This window comes from Neisseria sp. N95_16 (genome assembly GCF_002551535.2).
Lineage (GTDB): Bacteria > Pseudomonadota > Gammaproteobacteria > Burkholderiales > Neisseriaceae > Neisseria > Neisseria brasiliensis.
In genome coordinates this window covers 1-20,780 of sequence record NZ_PDBT02000044.1, presented here as the reverse complement: position 1 = coordinate 20,780, position 20,780 = coordinate 1, and the positions used below count along the sequence as shown (strand labels likewise).

The following is a 20,780-nucleotide window of genomic DNA, read 5'->3' as shown; positions in this document are numbered from 1 at the left end:
CCGCCGACCGAGAAAGACATTGGACTATGAGACACCGGGTGATCTGTTTTCAGCAGCCCTTGCCAATGGCATTTGAGCGTTGCACTTGAAATGCGAATGTAAGGCCGTCTGAAACCCAAAAACTTTCAGACGGCCTTTTGTCTTTTCAATCAATAAGTTTTACAATATGCGCCGAACCAAAAACATCAAACGCAAAGGACACAAACATGGCACAATTTTTCGCCATCCACCCCGATAATCCGCAAGACCGCCTGATTAAGCAAGCCGCCGACATCGTGCGCAACGGCGGCGTGATTGTTTACCCCACCGATTCCTGCTATGCGTTGGGTTGCCAACTCGGCGACAAAAACGCGATGGAAAAAATCCTGCAAATCCGCAAAATCGACCAAAAACACCACCTGACCTTGATGTGCGGTGATTTGAGCGAATTGGGCACATACGCCAAAGTGGACAACAGCCAGTTCCGCCAGCTCAAAGCCGCCACGCCGGGCAGCTACACTTTTATTTTGGAAGCCACTAAAGAAGTGCCCAACCGCACCATGCACCCAAAACGCAAAACCATCGGCCTGCGCGTACCCGACAACAAAATCGCCTTGGCCTTGTTGCAAGAATTGGGCGAACCTTTGTTGAGCTGCACTTTAATGCTGCCCGAAGACGACGAATCGCTGACCGACCCCTACGAAATCCGCGACCGCTTGGAACACAGTGTTGATTTGGTGATTGACGGCGGCTGGTGCGGCACCGAGCCAACCACCGTGATTGACATGACCGACGGTACCGAATTAATTCGTGAGGGCAAGGGGGACAAAGGCTTATTTGGTTTGTAAAAAATGATAATGAAGGCTGTCTGAAAACCACGTAAATGTTTCAGACGGCCTCCTTAAAAATGTAGGTACGGTTAGCCGCCAAAGCGGCGTAACCGTACGCAAGCCTAATGCTTTTTCGGTGACTTATTCGTACGGTTACGCCGCTTTAGGCGGCTAACCGTACCTACGAGATGGTTAATGTTGTAACGATTTAACCGTGCAAGTCCTAAACAATCAGACGGCGTGACACATAAAATCGTTAAGATGAAAGGAAGCTCATGAAAACCTTAGGCATTATCGGCGGTATGTCGCCTGAAAGCACAGCGATTTACTATCAGGAAATCAACCGCTTGGTGAATCAGAAAGCAGGTGGCAACCATTCCGCGCCGATGGTGATGCTGAGTGTTGATTTTGAAGAAATCGTGCAGCGCCAGAAAAGCGTTGCATGGCAGGAAACGGGGAAAATACTGGCTGAAGCGGCGGTTAAACTGGAAAGCATTGGCGCACAAGGGATTTTGTTGGCAACCAATACCATGCACAAAAATGCGGCTGAAATTCAGACGGCGGTGCAAATACCGTTTCTACATATACTCGATGCTACGGTTGCGGCGATTAAGGCACAAGGCATCAAAAAGGTAGGCGTTCTGGGAACGGCATTTACCATGCAGGATGCATTTTATAAAGATGGCCTCAAGCAGCGCGGCATCGAGATGGTGGTTCCTGACGAGCAGGCACAGGCGGAAGTTCACCGCATTATTTTTGAAGAATTGTGCTTGGGTAAAATCCTGCCTGAAAGCCGTGATTTTTATTTGGATACGGTGCAATATTTGGCTGGACAGGGAGCGGAAGGTGTGATTTTAGGTTGCACCGAAATTGGTCTGTTGATTCAAGAAGGCGACCATGCGCTGCCGTTTTTCGATACGGCGGCGTTGCATGCGCAGGCAGCGGCAGATTTTGTGTTGAGGGGGTAACTCAAAACATTGATTCATATTTAAAAATTAGTAGGTACGGTTAGCTTTGCCCAAGCAAAGCGTAACCGTACAAACTGAAAATGTTTATGGGATAAGTTTTCATGCCGCATTCTATGCTAAGAGTTTGACGGTACATCAATTGATGTCGTCTGAAAGTTTTGAACATCCGTACGGTTACGCCGCTTTAAGCGGCGTAACCCTACCGACATCTACAGGCTATAGTGGGTGTGATTTGAAAAGAAAGGTGGAATTTGGGCTATTTGGAGCCGGTGACCCGCCGTATGATCGGTGAGATAGCGCAATGGGGCGGCAACTGCGGCTCGGCGGTAAGTGAAAGCGGTAAGGTATTTGAATTCACGCGCGGGCATATCCGCTCTATTCCGCATGTTTTTGAAGCCGGTCTCAGGGTGGAAATTTTTGCAGATTATGACGAAACCGGAACCCTCCGTTCGTTTGTACTCCGCCCTGTTCCACGCCATGGTGTTGACACGCTTGCCCTAAAGGGGCAACAAATGACGATGCCGGCGAAAAAAAACCAAGCGGCTGCGCAACCGGTTTGCCGCTATTGCGTTGTTTTCGGGTGTTGCCGTGTTGGCTGCAGCTTGGTTTTGGCTGGCTGCCAATCAAAATCGCGCGAGCTTGCCGGCTTTTATTTTGCAGCTGGTAACCAGTTTTACTTTCATTCACGGCATGAACCTTTTGTTCAAATCGCGCAGGGTTTATGCGCCGGATTGTTGTTTGGCGGTTATTGCAGACCAAGCCATGATGGTGTGTGCGGCAGCGGTGGATTGGCCGACCAAAAACAGATTCGGCAGATTGATTCATCATGAAGGCGATAGATACGACGGCCTTGAAACGACGGCGGTGTTTGATTGGTACGGCATTCAAAATATCCGCCTCAATCAAAAAAGGGGCAAGGAGATATTATGGATTGATGTCTCCCCCGAACATGTTTATTTCAGCCATCATGGCGGCACCAACCTCGACGGACAAGGTTGGGACAACTGTGTGATTGCCCTGCGCTTAGATTTGTTTGCACAGCAAGAGCGGCAGAATTTATTGTGTATGCTGAAGAAGAAAACCGTTGTTTCAGTCGTCTGAAAAATCAGTCGGGCATTCAGACGGTATTCCGACTCTCTTTGCATCACCTTGAATCCCCACTTTATGCCCACATCTGCAAAATCTGTTATATTCTTGACTATTTGGCGGTTCAGACGGCCTTGATATTAGAAAAGTTGTTTCCCGCAAACAGCTTTCTGCGGAGCGAAAAACCATGTTTCAGAATTTTGATTTAGGTATTTTTTTACTGGCGGTGCTGCCGATGTTGCTGGCGATTACGGTACACGAAGCGGCGCACGGCTATGCGGCGCGTTATTGGGGCGACCCTACCGCCGAACAGATGGGCAGGCTGACGCTGAATCCGTTGGCGCATATTGACCCGATTGGCACGGTGGTGGTGCCAGCGGTGTTGCTTTTTACCACCGGTTTTATGTTTGGCTGGGCGAAACCGGTACCGGTGATTCCGCGCAATTTCCGCGATGCACGCTTGGGGATGCGTACGGTGGCGATTGCCGGGCCGTTGTCGAATCTGGTGATGGCGTTTGGCTGGGGATTGGCAGCGGTGTATGCGCCTGAATCGTATCAATTTCCGATGTCAAAAATGGCGCAATTCGGTATTTCGATTAATGCGGTGCTGTTCGTGCTGAACATGCTACCGGTGCCGCCTTTGGATGGTGGTCGCTTCGTGGACAGTTTCTTACCGGCGAAGCAATCCATGCAATACCGCAAGATTGAGCCTTACGGTACTTGGATTATTCTGCTTTTGCTGATGACCGGCGTGTTGTGGACGGTAATCGAGCCGATGGTGAACTTGATTATGTCGTTGGTGGCAGGATCTGTTGGATTAATTATTTAAAAACTGAGGCCATCTGAAGATTCAGACGGCCTTGTTGTATGTGGATTGGTAGATTATCCTAAAAATCGAGGCTGATTTGTTCGGCGTTGGATCCATCGACAGGGGCGAGTAAATCCAGTTTGCGGTTGCGGATTTTGTTTTTGCGCATACTCAACAGGCGCATGACTTGGTGTTTTTGCTCATCGCTCATCTGCTGCCAATAGAGCCGCTCTTCACGACTGCGCAAGCAGCCCTTGCAATAGCCTTTGGCATTGGCTTCGCATACGCCGATACACGGGCTGGGAATGGTGAAGAAGTCGGGCTGTTGCATGGTGGGGAAAATGTCATTTTTCTGTCATGGTAGGCGGTTATTGATGTAAAGTCAATGAGATACGGAGAAGGCCGTCTGAAAGCAGAATATGTTTCAGACGGCCTTGTCATGAAGCAAAACATTTTACACGGTTTGCGAATATTTCGCCGTGGTTTCTTTATGGCGCAAGTGGTAGTCGAATACCATGGCAATATTGCGAATCAGGAAACGGCCTTTCGGGGTCACAGTCAGACCGTGCGGCTTCAAGCGCAGCAAGCCGAGTTCGGCCAGATTCTGCAAGTCGGCCAATTCATCGGCAAAATATTGGTGGAATGGAATGCCGAACACGCTTTCGTAAATTTGGAAATCCAATGAAAAGCGACACATCAAATCTTGAATGATGTTGCGGCGCAATAAGTCGTCTTGGTTCAACTGGTAGCCGCGCATAATCGGCAAGCGGCCTTCATCGATGGCGGCATAATAGGCGTCGATGTCGCGCTCGTTTTGGGCATAGGTGCTGCCGATTTTGCCGATGCTGGACACGCCGATGGCTACTAAATCGCAATCGGCATAGGTTGAATAGCCTTGGAAATTACGCTGCAACCAGCCTTCTTTCAGGGCGATGGAAAGCTCGTCGTCAGGTTTGGCAAAGTGATCCATGCCGATGAACACATAGCCGCGGTCGGTGAGAGTTTGCACGCAGTATTGCAGCATATCGAGCTTCTCTTCGCTGCCCGGTACAGCATTGGTGTCGATGCGGCGCTGCGGTTTGAAAATATGTGGCAGGTGGGCATAGTGATACAGCGCCAAGCGGTCGGGATCGAGACTGAGCACAGTATCAATAGTGGCTTTCATGCTTTCTACCGATTGATGTGGTAAGCCGTAAATCAAATCGACGCTGACGGATTTGAAGCCGGCTTCGCGTGCGGCATCAATCACTTCTTTGGTTTCTTCAAAGCTTTGAATGCGGTTGACCGCTTCCTGCACTTTCGGATCGAAATCCTGAATGCCCACGCTCATGCGGTTGAAACCGAGTTTGCCGAGTTTGTGCACTGTTTCGCGGCTGACTTTGCGTGGGTCGATTTCAATGGAATATTCGCCGTTGGGCATCAGCTGGAAATGCTTGCGAATCATCTCAAACACGCGCTCAAGCTGGTCGTCGCTCAAGAAGGTCGGTGTGCCGCCGCCGAAGTGAAGTTGTGCCAATTGATGGCGGCCGTTGAGATGTGGGGAGAGCAATTCCATTTCGCGCTCAAGATACTCAATATAAGCATCGGCGCGGGTTTTGTCTTTGGTGATGATTTTGTTGCAGCCGCAGTAATAGCAGATGGTATTGCAAAATGGAATGTGGATATAAAGCGATAAAGGTTTGTTGAGCGCACCTAGGCCGCGTAAGTGCAGCGCATGGGTGTATTCGGCTTCGCGAAAGCCATCGTGGAAGCGGTCGGCGGTGGGATAAGACGTATAGCGTGGGCCGCTTGCCGGAAGCTTGGCAATCAAGTCGCGGTCAAATTCTGGTAGTTCGTTGTTTTGTATCGGAATTATTTTCATGATGGTCGTGTTGTGCTTATATTTTGTTTAACGAATTAGTAAAATTCGATTTAGTTTGCTAGAATGCCACATTATGATAAACCTGTCTTGATATGAGTCAAGAGAAGCTCAGTCAGTAAGAAGTTTTATAAAAAAGGTATTTTATGGCCACACACAATTCTACACATCAATTGAAAGCATTGTGTTCGACGTGTTCTTTGCGTGAACTTTGTTTGCCGGTTGGTTTGATGCCTAACGAATTTTCCCAGCTGGATGCCGTTATCCGTCAGAGCCGTCGTCTGAAAAAAGGCGAATATCTGTTCCGCGCCGGCGAACCGTTTACTTCTTTGTTTGCCATTCGTGCCGGTTTTTTCAAAACCACGGTGGCAAGCCAAGACGGACGCGACCAAGTGACCGGTTTCTTTATGTCGGGCGAATTGATCGGTATGGACGGCATTTGTTCGCATGTCCACAGCTGCGATGCCGTGGCCTTGGAAGACAGTGAAGTGTGTGAATTGCCGTTTGCCCACATGGAAGAGTTGGGACAAAACATTCCAAGCCTGCAAACCCACTTTTTCCGCTTGATGAGCCGCGAAATCGTGCGTGATCAAGGCGTGATGCTGTTGTTGGGCAATATGCGTGCCGAAGAGCGTTTGGCCGCATTTTTGTTGAATTTATCGAATCGTTTGTATTCGCGCGGTTTTGCCGCCAATGATTTCATCCTGCGCATGTCGCGTGAAGAAATCGGCAGCTATTTGGGTTTGAAGCTAGAAACCGTCAGCCGCACGTTGTCGAAATTCCATCACGAAGGTTTGATTGAAGTGGAACATAAACACATCAAGATTCTCGACTCGCAGGCCTTGAAAAAAATGGTATCCGGCTGCGCGCATGCTATGTAAGGGCTGAAAATGTCAACAGGCCGTCTGAAGTTGTGTGTTTCAGACGGCCTTTTATCTTTAGGGAAATAAACAAACGCGCTAATTTAAATGGAGAAGTCCTCCATAATCGGTGTATACAAGATACGGTCGATATTTTCACGGTTTAAATGAGGTGCAAACATCTCGATAAAGTCATAAGTATAGCCGCGTAAATAAGTATCTGAACGGATAGCAATCCAAGTGGGTGACGGCTCAAACAAATGAGCCACATCAATCAATTCCAAATCTTGATCGGCTTGCGGATCGTAAGCCATTTTTGCCATCAAGCCCGCGCCTAAGCCCAGTTTGACATACGTTTTTAGCACGTCGGTATCAGCAGCGGCTAGAGCCACTTCCGGCTGCTCCAGCTTGGCTTTGGTAAAAGCACGCGCGATGCTGCTGCTAGAATGGAAGGCGAATTCATAAGTAATTAACGGAAAGCTGGCCAAATCTTCAATGCTGAGCGGATTTCTGCAATCAAGTAAAGGATGGTTCTTAGGCACGATCACCGCATGATTCCAGTCGTAACAATTAAGTTTGCGCAATTCAGGATGGTCGTCGAGCTTTTCGGTAATAATGGCAATGTCGGCTTCACCGTTGCTGACCATCTGCGCAATAGCCGAAGGACTGCCTTGTTTGATGGTAAGATTAACTCTGGGATAACGCTTTACAAAATCAGCCACAATGTGCGGCAGGGCATAACGTGCCTGTGTATGGGTTGTGGCAATGGTGAGTGCGCCACTATCGTGGTCGGTAAACTCGCTGCCGATGTTTTTGATATTTTGCACATCACGCAAAATGCGCTCGGAAATTTCCAACACTGCTTTGCCCGGCTGGGAAACTGAAACCACGCGTTTACCGCTGCGGATAAAAATCTGAATGCCCAGCTCTTCTTCCAGTAATCGGATTTGTTTGGAAATACCCGGCTGGGAAGTAAACAGTGCGTCGGCTGCTTCGGAGACATTCAGATTATGGCGGTAAACTTCGAGTGCGTAGCGTAATTGTTGTAATTTCATGGTATTTGAGTTGTGGATATTGTGCGACAAATATGGCGTAATTTAGCATATTTTATTTAATTTTGTCGGCGTGAATCGGCTTTCTTTGGGAAGCTTTTGTTTTTTCAAGAAGTATCTAAATTCTCCATCAGAAAGTTTTAAGAAGCCATCATCGCACTTTGAAATGGTTGTTGCTTTTGTACAACGATAGAGCAAACCTTATGGGGATTTATCCATAAATAAATGACACAAGTTTGATTTTTCGGCATGATTGGTAGTCAGGAAGCAGGCAGTTTCATGATTGTTCAGAGGCATCGAGTATTGACAGTTTGCCCTCGGCTTCTTTATAGTGCAACCTGATATATCCGATTTGCCGCCATTTTATATGCTGCGGCCTGTATATTGGTAAAGTTGTGACGGTGTATTATGCATCCGTTGCATAACAATTTTGATGAGGGAATAAAATGACCAAACAGCTGAAATTAAGCGCATTGTTTGTTGCCTTGGTGGCTTCTGGCACCGCAATGGCAAGTGAAGCGCATACCAAACACGGTTACACCGTAAGCAGCAAATCTCAAGAAGTCGTGCGCAACAACTACGGCGAATGCTGGAAAAACACCTACTTCGACAAAGCCACTCAAGGCCGTGTTGAGTGTGGCGATGCCGTTGCTAAAGTTGAAGAGCCAGAATATGCTGATGAAACTGTTTCATTGTCTGCTAAGACTTTGTTCAGCTTCGACAAAGATACTCTGCGTCCTGAAGCTCAAGAAAACCTGAATGCTTTGGCTCAGCGTCTGAGCAACACCAACGTACAAACCGTACGTGTTGAAGGTCACACCGACTTTATGGGTTCTGAGCAATACAACCAAGCTCTGTCTGAGCGTCGTGCGAACACCGTGGCTAACTACTTGGTTAACCGTGGCGTACCTTCTAGCAAAATCTCTGCTGTAGGTCTGGGTGAATCTCAAACTCGTATGACTGCTACTTGTGAAGCTGAAGTGGCTAACCTGGGCAAAAAAGTTTCTAAAGCGAAACGTCGTGCTGCTCTGATTGCATGTATTGAGCCGGATCGTCGCGTTGACGTGAAAATCCGCAGCTTGGTAACTAAACAAGTTGCTCCTGGTACTGTGCAAGGCGAACGTCCAGCAGTAGATGATGGTTGGATTCCTTCTCCGCACAGCCGCGTACATGGTTACACCAAACCTTAAGTAGGCTGATTAAAAACCCCGCGCTAGCGGGGTTTTTTGTTTGCAATATTTTGGATAGGTAGATCATCAAACTTAATTTAATAAGGGAACAGGATTAACTGTCGGCATATTGAATTTATCATTAAGCATATGATTTAAATTGAATTTTCTGATAAATACAGATGCTTGATTTTACGTTAAAATAATGTTATATCAATTAAGTAGTTTAATTATTTACATAAAAACAAATTTTACTAGTATTGTTTTTCTTCTTGTAAATGTGGTTTAATTTTCAGGACTTTAAATGACAGAGTTTGATTTTATTCGAAAATATCTGCAGAACCAGCAGCAAGACCATCAGGTGGTGTTGGGGATTGGTGATGATGCTGCCATTATCCGCCCGCAAGCCGAATATGATTTATGTTTTAGTGCGGATATGCTTCTAAAAAATAGGCATTTTTTTGAAAATGTTGCACCTGAGGATTTGGCATGGAAAGTGCTGGCGGTTAATCTCTCTGATATGGCGGCTATGGGTGCTCAACCCAGATGGGCTTTGTTGAGTGCAGGCTTGCCTGAATTGAATGAAGATTGGTTGCGTCGTTTTTGCAACAGTCTTTTTGATTTGGCGCAACGCTTCGGCGTGACTTTAATCGGCGGAGATACCACGCGTGGTGACTTGGTTTTTAATGTCACTATTGTGGGGGAGTTGCCGCAAGGAAAATCTCTGCGACGTGATGCTGCACAAGTTGGTGATGATATTTGGGTTTCCGGAAAGATTGGTTTGGCCGCATCGGCTTTAAATTGCTTGTTGAAACAATGTGATTTACCTTCGGAAGTTTTTCAGCTGTGTGAAGCGGAATTATTAAGGCCTATGCCGCGTGTGCGATTGGGACAGGCAATATTGAATTTTGCACATGCAGCACAAGATGTTTCAGATGGCTTGGCACAAGATATCGACCATATTTTGACAGCATCGAATGTTGGTGCAGAAATTTGGGCGGATGAAATACCGACTTTGCCGCAATTAAAAAAAGTATTGCCACGCAAAGAATGGCTGCAATACACTTTAGCCGGCGGGGATGATTATGAATTGGTGTTTACTGCACCAAAAAATTGTCGCGAAGCGCTATTGATTGCTGCGCAAAACAGCAATACACCGATTACGTGCATCGGTAAAATTACCGATTCAGGATGTCTACAGGTGATAAACTCAATGGCAGACCGTATGGAAATTGCATTAACTTCTTTAGGATTTGATCATTTTGGCTGATTTTAAACCAACGTTTTCATGGCTGAAACAAAAGCCGATATGCTTGCTCGCATTCGGTTTCGGTAGTGGTTTGGCACCGGTTGCACCGGGCACATTCGGCACACTTCCGGCCTTACCGATTGCGTTTATGCTGTCTTTGCTTGGCATTACCGGCTGGTGGCTGGCATTGGTTTGCGTGGGTCTGTTTGTATGGGGCATTCAGATTTGCAATCATGCTGAAAAAGAATTGGGCATTCAGGATTACGGCGGCATAGTGTGGGACGAAATCGTCGCCATGCTGCTGATTTTGGCATTTGTGCCGTTTAAATGGCATTGGTGGTTAGCTGCATTCATTGTGTTCCGCTTTTTTGATGCCGTTAAACCATGGCCGATTAAATGGGTTGATGCACGCGTACATGGCGGCTTGGGTATCATGCTAGACGATATCATCGCGGCATTCATGACTTTGATTGTTTTGAATATTGCGGCGTGGATTGTGTAAGCAATCCGACATTTTGACCGGAAGCATATCTCGGCAAAATGCAAGTCATCTGATGATGGCTCTTTATAAAACTCACTAAAAAAATATTACCATACGGGGTAAACAACATGAATCAAATTGAAATTAATGTACAGTCACGCTATGTGGCTGGGCAAAGCGACGTCTATCGCGACCGTTACGCCTTTAATTATGTGATTACCATCTTTAATCGTAGCGATGAGGTGGTTACCTTGCGCCAGCGCTTTTGGGAAATCACCGATGGCCATGGTGAAACCGAATCGGTCGGCCATCCGGGCTTAGTTGAAGAGCAGCCGGTTTTGTATCCGGGCGAAGAATACGAATACAACAGCGGTTCGCAAATCAGCACACCTTGGGGCAGCATTGAAGGGGCGTATGAATTTGAAAACAGCATCGGCAAGCGCTTTATTGTCGGTGTACCGAAATTGGATTTTAAAGCAGGCTTTACCTTGCAATAATTAACATTGAAATGCCGTCTGAACGTGGTTTCAGGCGGCATTTTTTGATAAATTGTTGCGTATTTCAACATTATTTTCTAAATTATTTTGGAAAATTGCTAAAAATCATCATGATTTTGGTATTTTATTTTTAATTTTAAAATAAAGGTTTAGCTGAGTAAAAGCCCAAATCATTCCTGATTTACGACATAAATTGTGTACATAACATTGCAAAAGTTAACGCTTTATGCTGAAATAAATCCATCTTAACAAAAATGACAGAGGAGAAATGCTGATGGAGGCATTGAAATCATTATTCGACGTGATCAGTGGATGGGTCTGGGGGCCGATTATGCTGGTGTTGCTGGTTGGCACCGGCGTAGTGCTGACCGTTATGCTCAAAGGCTTGCAATTCAGCATGCTCGGCTATGCCTTAAAACAAGCGTTCCGACCGCATCCTAAAAAAGACGGCCAAGACCATGACGGCGATATTTCCCATTTCGGCGCACTGATGACTGCTTTGTCTGCCACCATCGGTACCGGTAATATCGCCGGTGTAGCAACCGCGGTGGTAATGGGGGGGCCGGGTGCAGTATTCTGGATGTGGATTACCGCCATTTTCGGTATGGCCACCAAATATGGCGAAGGCGTGCTGGCGGTGAAATACCGTGTGCAGAACAAAAAAGGCGAAATGTCCGGCGGCCCGATGTATTACATCGAAAAAGGTTTGGGCAGCAAATGGAAATGGATGGCGTATGCTTTTGCGTTGTTCGGCACGTTCGCTTCGTTCGGTATTGGTAGCTCGGTGCAGTCAAACTCAGTGGCGCAAGCCGTGCAAACCAGCTTTAATATCACACCTAGCCTGACCGGCGCGGTATTGACCTTGTTGACCGCGATTGTGGTATTGGGCGGTATTCGCGGTATTGCCAAAGCGGCTTCGGTGATTGTGCCGGTGATGGCGGTATTGTATATGTTGGGTGGTTTGTTGATCATCCTGATGCATTTGGACATGGTTGCACCGGCAGTCAGCCTGATTTTGCGTGACGCGTTTACTGGTGAAGCAGTGGCCGGTGGTGCACTCGGCATGGTGATTCGCTACGGCGTGGCACGTGGTGTATTCTCGAATGAAGCCGGTATGGGTTCGGCTCCGATTGCGGCGGCTGCGGCCAAAACCGACCACCCTGTGCGCCAAGCATTGGTGTCAATGACCGGCACATTCTTGGATACCATCGTGGTGTGTTCGATTACCGGTATCGTGTTGGTAATGGGCTTAATGGGCGCAGGTGGTGAATTCGTGAAACCGGAATTGAGCGGCGCTGCCTTGACTACCGTGACCTTCCAGCAATTGCTGCCGGGCGTGGGTGGTTGGATTGTGACCATCGGTTTGATTTTCTTCGCCTACTCAACCATTTTGGGCTGGTGTTACTACGGTGAAAAATGCGCGACTTATGTATTCGGCGACGGCTTTGCCAATATCTACCGCGTGTTCTATGTCGCTACTGTTATGCTCGGCACCGTATTGAGCTTGGATTTGGTTTGGTTGGCTGCCGACACTTTCAACGGCTTGATGGCGATTCCAAACTTGATTGCCTTGCTGTTGTTGGCTAAAGTGATTGTCAGCGAAACCCGCGACTTTAAGCAAAAAGTGAAAAGTGGTGAGTTGCCACACTGATTAAGGTGATGGATAAAAGGCCGTCTGAAACGGAAATGTTTCAGACGGCTTTTTGTTGCGCTTGATATGCAAAAGCAAGGCCGTATGAAAACCAATCATTCAGACGGCCTGAATACATGCTTAATTTCGTTATTTCGCCGTCACACCCACGCGCACATCAATCAATTTGCGCACAATAATCGTCACCACAAAAATCACCGCCATCACCGGAAACGTAATACCCAGCGGTGTTTCGCCAGTTAAGAAATTGCGATACAGCAGGAAACCGGCTAGCCACAAGCTTAAACCGACAAAATCAAATTCGTGCTTTGACGCGTCGTGTTTGAGCACAAAATAGTCGGCAATCAAAATCGCCACCATTGGTGCGAACACCGAGCCAATCATCAGCAAAAAGCTTTCAAACTGGGTGACAGGCAGGGTGATTGCTAAGATAGCGCCGATGATGGTCACGACCGCGCCGACGTGGATTTCATTGGCTTTGCTGAAAATGGTTTTGCTGCTCACGCCGGCGGAATAAGCATCTAAATAAGTGGTGGTCACGGTGGATAAAATCACCACCAACACGCCGCCGATGCCGATACCGGCCATCAGGAAAATCTTGGCAATATCTGATTCCTGTAAAAACAACACCGCGCCCAAGCCCAATAAATACATCCATGTGCTGGTGATAAAATAAGCCAAAGTCGCCGCAATGGTGGCGGCTTTTGGTTTGGCAGCGCGGCGGGTATAGTCGGCCACTAAAGGCAGCCAAGACAAAGGCATCACGGCCGAAAGCTCGACTGCCAAGCCGAATGACATTTGCCCTTCAACCGTTTGCATGCCGCCGGTGTTGCCGAATACGCGCACGCTCAGCCATATGGTTACCAACAGCATCAAACCCAGCGAGATTTTTTTCAGTAGACCTACATCGCTGCCGCCGCGGTAAAGCCAGCCGACAATCATCAGGCCAACGATGATGCCCCAAGCTGCTTGCGAGCCGAAGCCCCACAGCGAATCGCTCAACGCCGCCGCAATTTGCGCGCCGGTGTAGATCATAATCGCCGTCCAGCCGATGAGTTGCAACACGTTGGCGCTGGAAAATAAGACCGAACCGCGTATGCCGAACGAGCGCTGCACTGTTTCCATCGCGCTTTTGCCGGTTTGCGCACCGATTAATGCCGCGCAGAAAAATAACGCGCAGCCGATGATGTGGCCGAGAATGACTGCCTGCACACCGCGTTCCCAACCCAAAGGCGCGAGAAATGTGCCGGTGAGGATTTCGCTCAGAGAAACCGCCGCGCCAAACCAAATCAGGCCGCTGGCGGCGGTGGAAAGTTTGTTTGATGTCATGATGAATCCCGCAAGGATAGCTGATAACAAGCGGATTATAAGGCTTGGGAATAGGAATGAACAGCCGCAAGCGCTAATCAAAACGGCGTTTTAGGGAGAGATTAAAGGTTTCAGACGGCCAAACAGAATAGTCAGGCCGTCTGAAACATAAATTGAGTTAATGAAACCAAAAAACGAAAAGCCGATACGTTCAGACGGCCTCAACCACAGGTTGAACCAACACCCACGGCGCGACCACCACTGCCCACATTTCCTGATTGTCGGCATAAAACGCACGCGCTTGGTCTTCGCTGACTACGCCGAATTTGCCGGCTGCCATCAAAGGCTGCAATTTGGCGGTGGCATCGTCGGCAACGTAGCGGGCGATTTCAATCAAATCCAAATCGGATGCTACATACACCGCTGCGCCACGGGCGAAATGGGGTTGTAATTCTGCCCACGCGATACGGGCGGTTTCGGTGTTTAATTTTTCGTTGAGTAAGGGGGCGGACATGATGTGTGCTTTCGGGCGTGTATGGAGAAAGGACGTATTTTAACCCAAATCATGTAGTGATTTGTAGCTGGAGAATCGGATTTACAAGCATAATGTTATACAGTATCATTAACAACTTTCTATTTATTCAGACGGCCTGTCAGAGGCCGTCTGAAAACATTGGGTTGACCATGAATTCGATTTTATTAACCGGATTGTTCCAACGGCTGCTGATTGCGCTGATCGCACTCGGTGCGCTGTGGGGCATTTATTTTTGGGCGGTCGGCACATGAGCATTATCGTCGATAACCTAACCGTCAGCTATCAACGTCGTCCGGCGGTGCATCATGTGTCGATGGCGTTCCCAGATAACGGCATGTGGGCGATTTTCGGGCCCAACGGCGCGGGTAAATCCACGCTGTTGAAAGCGGTGATGGGCTTGGAGAAAGCCGAAACCGGCACGATAGAATGGGCGGGTTTGCAGCGCAAAGACATCGCTTATCTGCCGCAGCAGGCCGAAGTTGACCGCACGCAGCCGATGACGGTGTTTGAATTAGCGGCGATGGGTTTGTGGTATGAAATCGGCTTTTTCGGCCGTGTGAACGCGGTGCAGCGCCAGCGGGTGTATGAAGCACTCGAGCGCGTGGAAATGCATGAATTTGCCCGGCGCAGCATCGCGCATTTGTCCAACGGCCAATTCCAGCGCGTGTTGTTTGCCCGCATGTTGGCGCAAAACGCTAAGTTTTTGCTGCTGGATGAACCGTTTAACCACATCGATGCGCGCACCACTTATGCTTTGCTCGATGTGTTGCGCCGCTGTCATCAAAGCGGCCAAGCGGTGATTGCGGTGTTGCATGATTATGAACAAGTGCGCGCGTATTTTCCTGAAACTTTGCTGATTGCACGGGAAAAAATTGCCGCCGGTGCCACAGAAAATGTGTTAACCGACGAATATCTGCTGCAAGCCAATGCCGCCATGCAGCAGCAAGAATCGGTCGATTGGTGCGTGGCATAATGTTTCAGACGGCCTATCATAGAAATCCATCATGAATTTTCACGAATTATTCATCGAGCCTTTTGTTGAATTCGATTTCATGCGCTATGCGCTGGCCTCGATTTTCTGCTTGGCGTTGAGCGCCGCGCCGGTGGGCGTATTTTTGGTAATGCGCCGCATGAGTTTGGTCGGCGATGCCTTGGGTCATGCCGTGTTGCCAGGTGCGGCTATCGGCTATATGTTTGCCGGATTGAGCTTGCCGGCAATGAGCATCGGCGGCTTTGTGGCCGGTTTGTTGATGGCCTTGCTGGCCGGATTGGTGAGCCGCTTTACCACATTAAAAGAAGATGCCAACTTCGCGGCTTTTTACTTAACCAGCTTGGCCATCGGTGTGGTGCTGGTGAGTAAAAACGGCGACAGCGTCGATTTGCTGCATTTGCTGTTTGGCTCGGTGTTGGCGGTGGACGTGGCGGCGTTGACGCTGATTGCGGCAGCCGCGTCGATTACCGCGCTGGCCTTAGCGGTGATTTACCGGCCGCTGGTGTTGGAAAGCATTGATCCGCTGTTTTTAAAGGCGGTCAACGGCAAGGGCGGCTTTTGGCATGTGTTGTTTTTGGTGCTGGTGGTGATGAACATGGTTGCCGGTTTTCAAGCGCTCGGTACGCTGATGTCGGTCGGTTTGATGATGCTGCCGGCGATTACCGCGCGCTTGTGGGCGAAAAGCATGGGCATGATGATTTCGATGGCGGCTTTGATTGCTCTGCTGTGCGGTTTTGCCGGCTTGCTGTTTTCTTATCACATCGAAATTCCATCGGGGCCGGCGATTATTTTGTGCTGCGGCGTGTTATATGTCTTCTCTGTGGTGTTCGGTTGGGAAGGTGGTGTGGTCACCAAATGGCTGAAACGCCGCCGCCACAAAGTCGGTTGATTTTTCAGACGGCCTGCTTGTCTAACCGGGCAGGCTGTTTTAAAATGGCTGAAATGTTACGTTATATCAAAAGGAATAAAACATGAAACAATGGAAATTGGGTGTTATTGCGGCGTTGTTGTCCGGTGCGGCTTATGCAGTGCCTTTGCCGGTGGTGACCAGCTTCAGCATTTTGGGTGATGTGGCCAAGCAGGTGGGGGGCGAGCGTGTGGCGGTGACCAATCTGGTGGGTCCAAACCAAGATTCGCATGCTTATCACATGACCAGCGGCGATGTGAAGAAAATCCGCGCGGCCAAATTGGTATTATTGAACGGCTTGGGCTTGGAAGGTGCCGATGTGCGCCGTGCCGTACAGCAGAGCAAAGTGCCGTTTGCCGAAGCCACTAAAGGCATCCAGCCATTGAAAGCACCGGAAGGCGGCCATCACCATCATCATCACGGTGAAGGCGAAGGCCATCACCATCACGACCACGGCGAATTCGACCCGCATGTTTGGACCGACCCTGTGTTGATGGTCACCTATGCGAAAAACGTATCTGACGCGTTGGTTAAAGCCGATCCAGCGGGTAAAGCCTATTATGAGCAACGTTTGACTGCGTATCAAAACCAGCTGAAAAAATTACACAGCGACACCCAAGCCGCGTTCAACAGCGTGCCAGTGGGCAAACGCAAAGTGTTAACCGGCCATGATGCATTTGCCTACATGGGTAAACGCTACAACATCAATTTCATCGCCCCGCAAGGTGTGAGCAGCGCGGCAGAGCCATCGGCTAAAGCGGTGGCTTCGATTATCCGCCAAATCAAACGAGAAGGGATTAAAGCCGTGTTCACCGAAAACATCAAAGACACGCGCATGATTGACCGCATCGCCAAAGAAACCGGCGTGAAAGTCAGTGGTCAGTTGTATTCTGACGCTTTGGGCAATGCGCCTGCCAATACCTATGTCGGCATGTACCGCTACAATGTGAAAATCATGACCGATGCCATGAAAAAATAATGGCTGGATAAGGTAATAATACAAGGCCGTCTGAAAAACAAGTTGTTTTTCAGACGGCCTTGTAGCGTTTGGTAACAATATGATATGGCTGTATAATATATTAAAAATCTATATATATTTTAAATTCAGGAACCAACCATGATAGAAACCATTGAACGCGACAGCATGCAATACGATGTTGTGATTGTGGGGGCAGGTCCGGCAGGTTTGTCGGCTGCCATCAAACTCAAGCAGCTTGCCCAAGCCGCCGAGCGCGAAATCAGCGTGTGCGTGGTGGAAAAAGCTTCCGAAGTGGGCGCGCATACCTTATCCGGCGCGGTGATTGACCCGATTACCTTATCGGAATTACTGCCCGATTGGAAAGAGCGCGGTGCGCCGTTGCGCGTGGAAGTGACGCAAGACAAAGTGTTGTTCCTGACCGAAAAACGTGCCATTCCCTTGCCGGTTACCCCCAATTTCGACAACCATGGCAACTACATCATCAGCTTGGGCGAATTGGTGCGCTGGTTGGGCGAGCAGGCGGAAGAGCTTGGTGTGGAAATCTACCCGGGCTTTGCCGCTTCGGAAATTCTCTATCATGCCGATGGTTCGGTAAAGGGCATTGCTACCGGCAACATGGGCGTGGGCAAAGATGGCGAACCGACTGACAATTTCCAGCCGGGCATGGAGCTTTGGGCGCAGCAAACCCTGTTTGCTGAAGGTTGTCGCGGTTCATTGAGCCAACAAATCATTAAACGTTTCGATCTCGATAAAAACAGCGATGCGCAAACTTATGGCATTGGCATCAAAGAAATTTGGGAAGTCGCACCGGAAAAACACCAACAAGGCTTGGTGTTGCATAGCAGCGGTTGGCCACTCGACACCAAAACCTACGGCGGCTCGTTCCTTTATCATTTAGACGACAATAAAGTCGCCGTTGGCTTCGTTGTCGGCTTGGATTACCAAAATCCTTATCTGTCGCCATTTGAAGAATTCCAACGCTTCAAAACCCATCCGGCCATCCGCGATACCTTTGCCGGCGGCCGCCGCATTGAATACGGCGCGCGTGCTTTGGTCGAGGGTGGTTATCAAAGCATTCCCAAGCTTTCATTCAACGGCGGCGCATTGGTTGGTGATGCGGCCGGTTTCCTGAATATGCCACGCATTAAAGGCATTCACACCGCCATGAAATCGGGCTTGCTGGCCGCTGAAGCGGTGTTCCCGATTTTGGATAATTTGGAAGAAGTCGAAAGCGTGGAGCAGGGCAAAGAAGCGGTGCAATACCGAGCCTTGTTTGACCAAAGCTGGGCGCATACCGAATTGTATGCCGCGCGTAATGTGCGCCCGTCGTTCCAATGGGGCTTGCTGTTTGGCGTGATGTACACCGGTATGGAGCAATTGTTTTTCAAAGGCCGCTTGCCGTTTACCTTCAAACACCACGGCAAAGACCACGACCAACTGAAAAAAGCCGCCGCGTGCAAACCGATTAACTACCCGAAACCGGACGGCGTGTTGACTTTCGACCGCTTGAGTAGCGTGTTTCTGGCCAATATCGCGCACGAAGAAAACCAGCCGAGCCATCTGACCTTGAAAAATCCGCAAGTGATGATCGACATCAACCACAAAGAATATGCTTCGCCGGAAACGCGTTATTGTCCGGCGGCGGTGTATGAAATCGTGGAGGAAAACGATGCACCGCAATTGCAGATTAACGCGTCCAACTGTGTGCATTGCAAAACCTGCGATATTAAAGATCCGACGCAGAATATCGTATGGATTTGTCCAGAAGGGGCAAGCGGGCCGAATTATGGTGCGATGTAAGTCCGCCTGAAAAGTTAGGCTTACTGGTGTTGAATTTTTGTTTATCAAACGAAAAGGCCGTCTGAAACACAATGTTTCAGACGGCCTTCTTTATTAAAGCCTCACTTTATTGGCCGGCTTTCAAACCTTGCCACAAGCGTACGCTTAATTTGCTGGTTTCAGGTGATTTTGGTGAAATCACGAAGCTCTTGTCCATCACTTCTTTGCTTGGGAAGATAGACGTGTCTTCTGAAAGCTTGGCATCCATCAATTTACGCGCCGGTTGGCTGGCTGGTGCGTAGGTCACGAATGAGCCGTTTTTCGCCGCCACTTGCGGGTCAAGCGTGTAGTTGATGTATTTGTGTGCATTGGCCACGTTTTGCGCATCACGCGGAATCATGAAAGAATCGATCCAAATGCCTACACCGGTTTTCGGGGTCAATACTTGCAGGTTCACGCCGTTTTTCGCTTCGATGGCGCGGTTTTTGGCGATGTTCAAGTCGCCGCCGTAGCCCACGGCCACGCACAAGTTGCCGTTGGCCATGTCGTCGATGTAGCCTGACGAGCTGAATCGTTTCACGTCACCGCGCACTTTTTTCATCATATCAACCGCGGCTTTGAGGTCGTCGGCGTTTTCGCTGTTCGGGTCTTTGCCGATGTAGTTCAAGGCCAGCGGCATTTGCTCGATGGCGCTGTCTAAGTAGCTGATGCCGCAAGATTTCAGCTTGGCGGTGTATTCAGGGTTGAACACCAAATCCCATTCGTTTTCAGGCAATGCATCGCTGCCTAAAGCTTTGGCAACCAAGTCTTTGTTAATCGCCAAGGTGTTGATGCCCCAGAAATAAGGCACGGCATATTTGTTGCCCGGGTCAACGCTGGCCATCAGTGATAGCAGATCAGGGTCAATGTTGTTGTAGTTGGAAATCTGGCTCTTGTCGATTTCTTGGTACGCGCCGGCTTTGATTTGGCGGCCGACATTGGCAATAGATGGGGCAACCAAGTCGTAACCGGATTTGCCGGTCAATACTTTGGCTTCCAAGGCTTCGTTGCTGTCGTAATAATCGTAGCGGACTTTGATGTTGTTGTTTTTCTCAAAATCGGCCAAGGTTTGCGGATCGACGTAGTCAGACCAGTTGTAGATATTCAGATTGCTGGATTGCGGTGCGGCTTGTTGCGGTTCGCTGGCTTGTGGCGCGGCGGTTTCAGCCGGTTTTTCAGAGCCGCCGCAGGCCGCCAATGCTAAGGTGATGCAGGCGGTGAGGAAGGTTTTTTTCATGGTGTACAGTCCTTTTGTCGGGAAATGGAATAAATTGCAGCGGTGGGCAAAGGATTTAACCTTTAAACCACATACAAAAGGGAAACTGTGGTGGGGGCGGCAGGCACTAGATACCTCGTGCCGTCCTTGATTCAGCAAGCTTGCATTAAACGTTAAAAACCTTGCAAATGCAATAGTTTAAAAGCGGTAAAATGACACTTTTACCGGTGTTTTTTGCTATGGGTTTATCTGCAAACGATAAAATTTTTCAGACGGCCTTACATTCGCCTAACAAGTGCAATTTCCAATAACAGAAAAGGCCAGTATGCGGTAGTATACTGCCTTTCCTGACAAGAAAGATTGCAATATGGCCTACACACAACTGACCTCACACCAAAGATACTACATTTCCAGACATTACCGCAACCTACCCCTAAACCAAATCGCACAGAACATCGGTTGTCATCCCGCCACCGTCAGTCGGGAAATCAGACGGCATTCCGTCAACGGAACCTACTGTTACCGAAAAGCACAACAG

Annotated in this window: 22 protein-coding genes; 16 read left to right on the top strand and 6 right to left on the bottom strand. The window is 48.8% G+C overall.

The window, feature by feature from the left end; translation table 11 throughout:
- The first annotated feature begins 206 nt into the window (after positions 1-206).
- The 5 genes from CRG49_RS08135 (at position 207) to CRG49_RS08120 (ending at position 3,692) form a co-directional block, all read left to right on the top strand.
- Positions 207-827 carry an L-threonylcarbamoyladenylate synthase gene (locus CRG49_RS08135; RefSeq protein WP_095503232.1) on the top strand — a complete coding sequence of 207 codons (621 nt, stop codon included), beginning with the start codon at positions 207-209 and terminating at the stop codon, positions 825-827.
- A gap of 257 nt (positions 828-1,084) precedes the next feature.
- Complete coding sequence (locus tag CRG49_RS08130) at positions 1,085-1,777, top strand: aspartate/glutamate racemase family protein (RefSeq protein WP_095503231.1); 693 nt, start codon at positions 1,085-1,087, stop codon at positions 1,775-1,777.
- Between the two features lie 251 nt (positions 1,778-2,028).
- Complete coding sequence (locus CRG49_RS13160) at positions 2,029-2,607, top strand: hypothetical protein (protein WP_100563055.1); 579 nt, start codon at positions 2,029-2,031, stop codon at positions 2,605-2,607.
- Positions 2,594-2,878, top strand: a complete 285-nt coding sequence (locus CRG49_RS08125) for a hypothetical protein (protein WP_100563057.1) — start codon at positions 2,594-2,596, stop codon at positions 2,876-2,878. Before CRG49_RS13160 ends, CRG49_RS08125 begins: the two co-directional genes overlap by 14 nt.
- 172 nt (positions 2,879-3,050) lie before the next feature.
- A complete protein-coding gene (locus tag CRG49_RS08120) occupies positions 3,051-3,692 on the top strand; it encodes a site-2 protease family protein (RefSeq protein WP_095503229.1) in 642 nt (213 codons plus the stop codon).
- A 58-nt stretch (positions 3,693-3,750) separates the two neighbouring features.
- On the opposite strand, the gene CRG49_RS08115 is transcribed toward CRG49_RS08120, so the two are convergent.
- Positions 3,751-4,002, bottom strand: a complete 252-nt coding sequence (locus CRG49_RS08115) for a DUF1289 domain-containing protein (protein WP_095503228.1) — start codon at positions 4,000-4,002, stop codon at positions 3,751-3,753.
- A 123-nt stretch (positions 4,003-4,125) separates the two neighbouring features.
- A complete protein-coding gene (hemN, locus tag CRG49_RS08110; protein ID WP_095503227.1) occupies positions 4,126-5,532 on the bottom strand; it encodes an oxygen-independent coproporphyrinogen III oxidase in 1,407 nt (468 codons plus the stop codon).
- Positions 5,533-5,675: 143 nt separating this feature from the next.
- On the opposite strand from hemN, the gene fnr reads away from it, so the two are divergent.
- The gene (gene fnr / locus CRG49_RS08105; protein ID WP_095503226.1) at positions 5,676-6,410 is read left to right on the top strand and encodes a fumarate/nitrate reduction transcriptional regulator Fnr; all 735 of its coding nucleotides are present in this window, start codon (positions 5,676-5,678) and stop codon (positions 6,408-6,410) included.
- Positions 6,411-6,493: 83 nt separating this feature from the next.
- On the opposite strand, the gene CRG49_RS08100 is transcribed toward fnr, so the two are convergent.
- Positions 6,494-7,444: a CysB family HTH-type transcriptional regulator gene (locus tag CRG49_RS08100; protein WP_095503225.1), complete on the bottom strand. Its 951-nt coding sequence runs from the start codon at positions 7,442-7,444 to the stop codon at positions 6,494-6,496.
- Between the two features lie 443 nt (positions 7,445-7,887).
- Between CRG49_RS08100 and CRG49_RS08090 the strand changes: the two genes are divergently transcribed.
- The 5 genes from CRG49_RS08090 (at position 7,888) to CRG49_RS08070 (ending at position 12,488) form a co-directional block, all read left to right on the top strand.
- Positions 7,888-8,631 carry an OmpA family protein gene (locus CRG49_RS08090; RefSeq protein WP_095503224.1) on the top strand — a complete coding sequence of 248 codons (744 nt, stop codon included), beginning with the start codon at positions 7,888-7,890 and terminating at the stop codon, positions 8,629-8,631.
- A 283-nt stretch (positions 8,632-8,914) separates the two neighbouring features.
- Complete coding sequence (gene thiL / locus CRG49_RS08085; RefSeq protein ID WP_095503223.1) at positions 8,915-9,880, top strand: thiamine-phosphate kinase; 966 nt, start codon at positions 8,915-8,917, stop codon at positions 9,878-9,880.
- Complete coding sequence (locus CRG49_RS08080) at positions 9,873-10,361, top strand: phosphatidylglycerophosphatase A (protein WP_095503233.1); 489 nt, start codon at positions 9,873-9,875, stop codon at positions 10,359-10,361. Before thiL ends, CRG49_RS08080 begins: the two co-directional genes overlap by 8 nt.
- Before the next feature lie 107 nt (positions 10,362-10,468).
- Positions 10,469-10,837, top strand: coding sequence for a Co2+/Mg2+ efflux protein ApaG (apaG, locus tag CRG49_RS08075; protein ID WP_095503222.1), 369 nt, complete (start codon positions 10,469-10,471; stop codon positions 10,835-10,837).
- A 268-nt stretch (positions 10,838-11,105) separates the two neighbouring features.
- The gene (locus CRG49_RS08070; RefSeq protein WP_095503221.1) at positions 11,106-12,488 is read left to right on the top strand and encodes a sodium:alanine symporter family protein; all 1,383 of its coding nucleotides are present in this window, start codon (positions 11,106-11,108) and stop codon (positions 12,486-12,488) included.
- A 129-nt stretch (positions 12,489-12,617) separates the two neighbouring features.
- Here the strand turns inward: CRG49_RS08070 and cytX are convergent, their stop codons facing one another.
- Complete coding sequence (gene cytX / locus CRG49_RS08065; protein WP_095503220.1) at positions 12,618-13,817, bottom strand: putative hydroxymethylpyrimidine transporter CytX; 1,200 nt, start codon at positions 13,815-13,817, stop codon at positions 12,618-12,620.
- A gap of 190 nt (positions 13,818-14,007) precedes the next feature.
- Positions 14,008-14,310, bottom strand: coding sequence for a DUF2288 domain-containing protein (locus CRG49_RS08060; RefSeq protein WP_095503219.1), 303 nt, complete (start codon positions 14,308-14,310; stop codon positions 14,008-14,010).
- 268 nt (positions 14,311-14,578) lie between these two features.
- Here CRG49_RS08060 and CRG49_RS08055 point away from each other — a divergent pair, with 268 nt between their 5' ends.
- The 4 genes from CRG49_RS08055 to CRG49_RS08040 all read left to right on the top strand — a co-directional run bounded on the left by CRG49_RS08055 (position 14,579) and on the right by CRG49_RS08040 (position 19,008).
- A complete protein-coding gene (locus CRG49_RS08055) occupies positions 14,579-15,304 on the top strand; it encodes a metal ABC transporter ATP-binding protein (protein ID WP_095503218.1) in 726 nt (241 codons plus the stop codon).
- Positions 15,305-15,335: 31 nt separating this feature from the next.
- Positions 15,336-16,211, top strand: coding sequence for a metal ABC transporter permease (locus CRG49_RS08050; protein WP_095503217.1), 876 nt, complete (start codon positions 15,336-15,338; stop codon positions 16,209-16,211).
- Between the two features lie 82 nt (positions 16,212-16,293).
- Positions 16,294-17,208 carry a metal ABC transporter solute-binding protein, Zn/Mn family gene (locus CRG49_RS08045; protein ID WP_095503216.1) on the top strand — a complete coding sequence of 305 codons (915 nt, stop codon included), beginning with the start codon at positions 16,294-16,296 and terminating at the stop codon, positions 17,206-17,208.
- A 138-nt stretch (positions 17,209-17,346) separates the two neighbouring features.
- The gene (locus tag CRG49_RS08040) at positions 17,347-19,008 is read left to right on the top strand and encodes an electron transfer flavoprotein-ubiquinone oxidoreductase (RefSeq protein ID WP_095503215.1); all 1,662 of its coding nucleotides are present in this window, start codon (positions 17,347-17,349) and stop codon (positions 19,006-19,008) included.
- Between the two features lie 106 nt (positions 19,009-19,114).
- Here the strand turns inward: CRG49_RS08040 and CRG49_RS08035 are convergent, their stop codons facing one another.
- The gene (locus tag CRG49_RS08035; RefSeq protein WP_095503214.1) at positions 19,115-20,263 is read right to left on the bottom strand and encodes a polyamine ABC transporter substrate-binding protein; all 1,149 of its coding nucleotides are present in this window, start codon (positions 20,261-20,263) and stop codon (positions 19,115-19,117) included.
- A 346-nt stretch (positions 20,264-20,609) separates the two neighbouring features.
- Here CRG49_RS08035 and CRG49_RS13880 point away from each other — a divergent pair.
- The coding region (locus CRG49_RS13880) for a helix-turn-helix domain-containing protein (RefSeq protein ID WP_157807888.1) at positions 20,610-20,780 on the top strand (171 nt) is incomplete at its 3' end.

Bases quoted from the DNA above. Each gene is read 5' to 3' on its own strand.
- CRG49_RS08135 (WP_095503232.1), top strand. From the start codon at position 207: ATGGCACAATTTTTCGCCATCCACCCCGATAATCCGCAAGACCGCCTG.
- CRG49_RS08130 (WP_095503231.1), top strand. From the start codon at position 1,085: ATGAAAACCTTAGGCATTATCGGCGGTATGTCGCCTGAAAGCACAGCG.
- CRG49_RS08120 (WP_095503229.1), top strand. From the start codon at position 3,051: ATGTTTCAGAATTTTGATTTAGGTATTTTTTTACTGGCGGTGCTGCCG.
- CRG49_RS08115 (WP_095503228.1), bottom strand. From the start codon at position 4,002: ATGCAACAGCCCGACTTCTTCACCATTCCCAGCCCGTGTATCGGCGTA.
- hemN (WP_095503227.1), bottom strand. From the start codon at position 5,532: ATGAAAATAATTCCGATACAAAACAACGAACTACCAGAATTTGACCGC.
- fnr (WP_095503226.1), top strand. From the start codon at position 5,676: ATGGCCACACACAATTCTACACATCAATTGAAAGCATTGTGTTCGACG.
- CRG49_RS08100 (WP_095503225.1), bottom strand. From the start codon at position 7,444: ATGAAATTACAACAATTACGCTACGCACTCGAAGTTTACCGCCATAAT.
- CRG49_RS08090 (WP_095503224.1), top strand. From the start codon at position 7,888: ATGACCAAACAGCTGAAATTAAGCGCATTGTTTGTTGCCTTGGTGGCT.
- thiL (WP_095503223.1), top strand. From the start codon at position 8,915: ATGACAGAGTTTGATTTTATTCGAAAATATCTGCAGAACCAGCAGCAA.
- apaG (WP_095503222.1), top strand. From the start codon at position 10,469: ATGAATCAAATTGAAATTAATGTACAGTCACGCTATGTGGCTGGGCAA.
- CRG49_RS08070 (WP_095503221.1), top strand. From the start codon at position 11,106: ATGCTGATGGAGGCATTGAAATCATTATTCGACGTGATCAGTGGATGG.
- cytX (WP_095503220.1), bottom strand. From the start codon at position 13,817: ATGACATCAAACAAACTTTCCACCGCCGCCAGCGGCCTGATTTGGTTT.
- CRG49_RS08060 (WP_095503219.1), bottom strand. From the start codon at position 14,310: ATGTCCGCCCCCTTACTCAACGAAAAATTAAACACCGAAACCGCCCGT.
- CRG49_RS08055 (WP_095503218.1), top strand. From the start codon at position 14,579: ATGAGCATTATCGTCGATAACCTAACCGTCAGCTATCAACGTCGTCCG.
- CRG49_RS08050 (WP_095503217.1), top strand. From the start codon at position 15,336: ATGAATTTTCACGAATTATTCATCGAGCCTTTTGTTGAATTCGATTTC.
- CRG49_RS08045 (WP_095503216.1), top strand. From the start codon at position 16,294: ATGAAACAATGGAAATTGGGTGTTATTGCGGCGTTGTTGTCCGGTGCG.
- CRG49_RS08040 (WP_095503215.1), top strand. From the start codon at position 17,347: ATGATAGAAACCATTGAACGCGACAGCATGCAATACGATGTTGTGATT.
- CRG49_RS08035 (WP_095503214.1), bottom strand. From the start codon at position 20,263: ATGAAAAAAACCTTCCTCACCGCCTGCATCACCTTAGCATTGGCGGCC.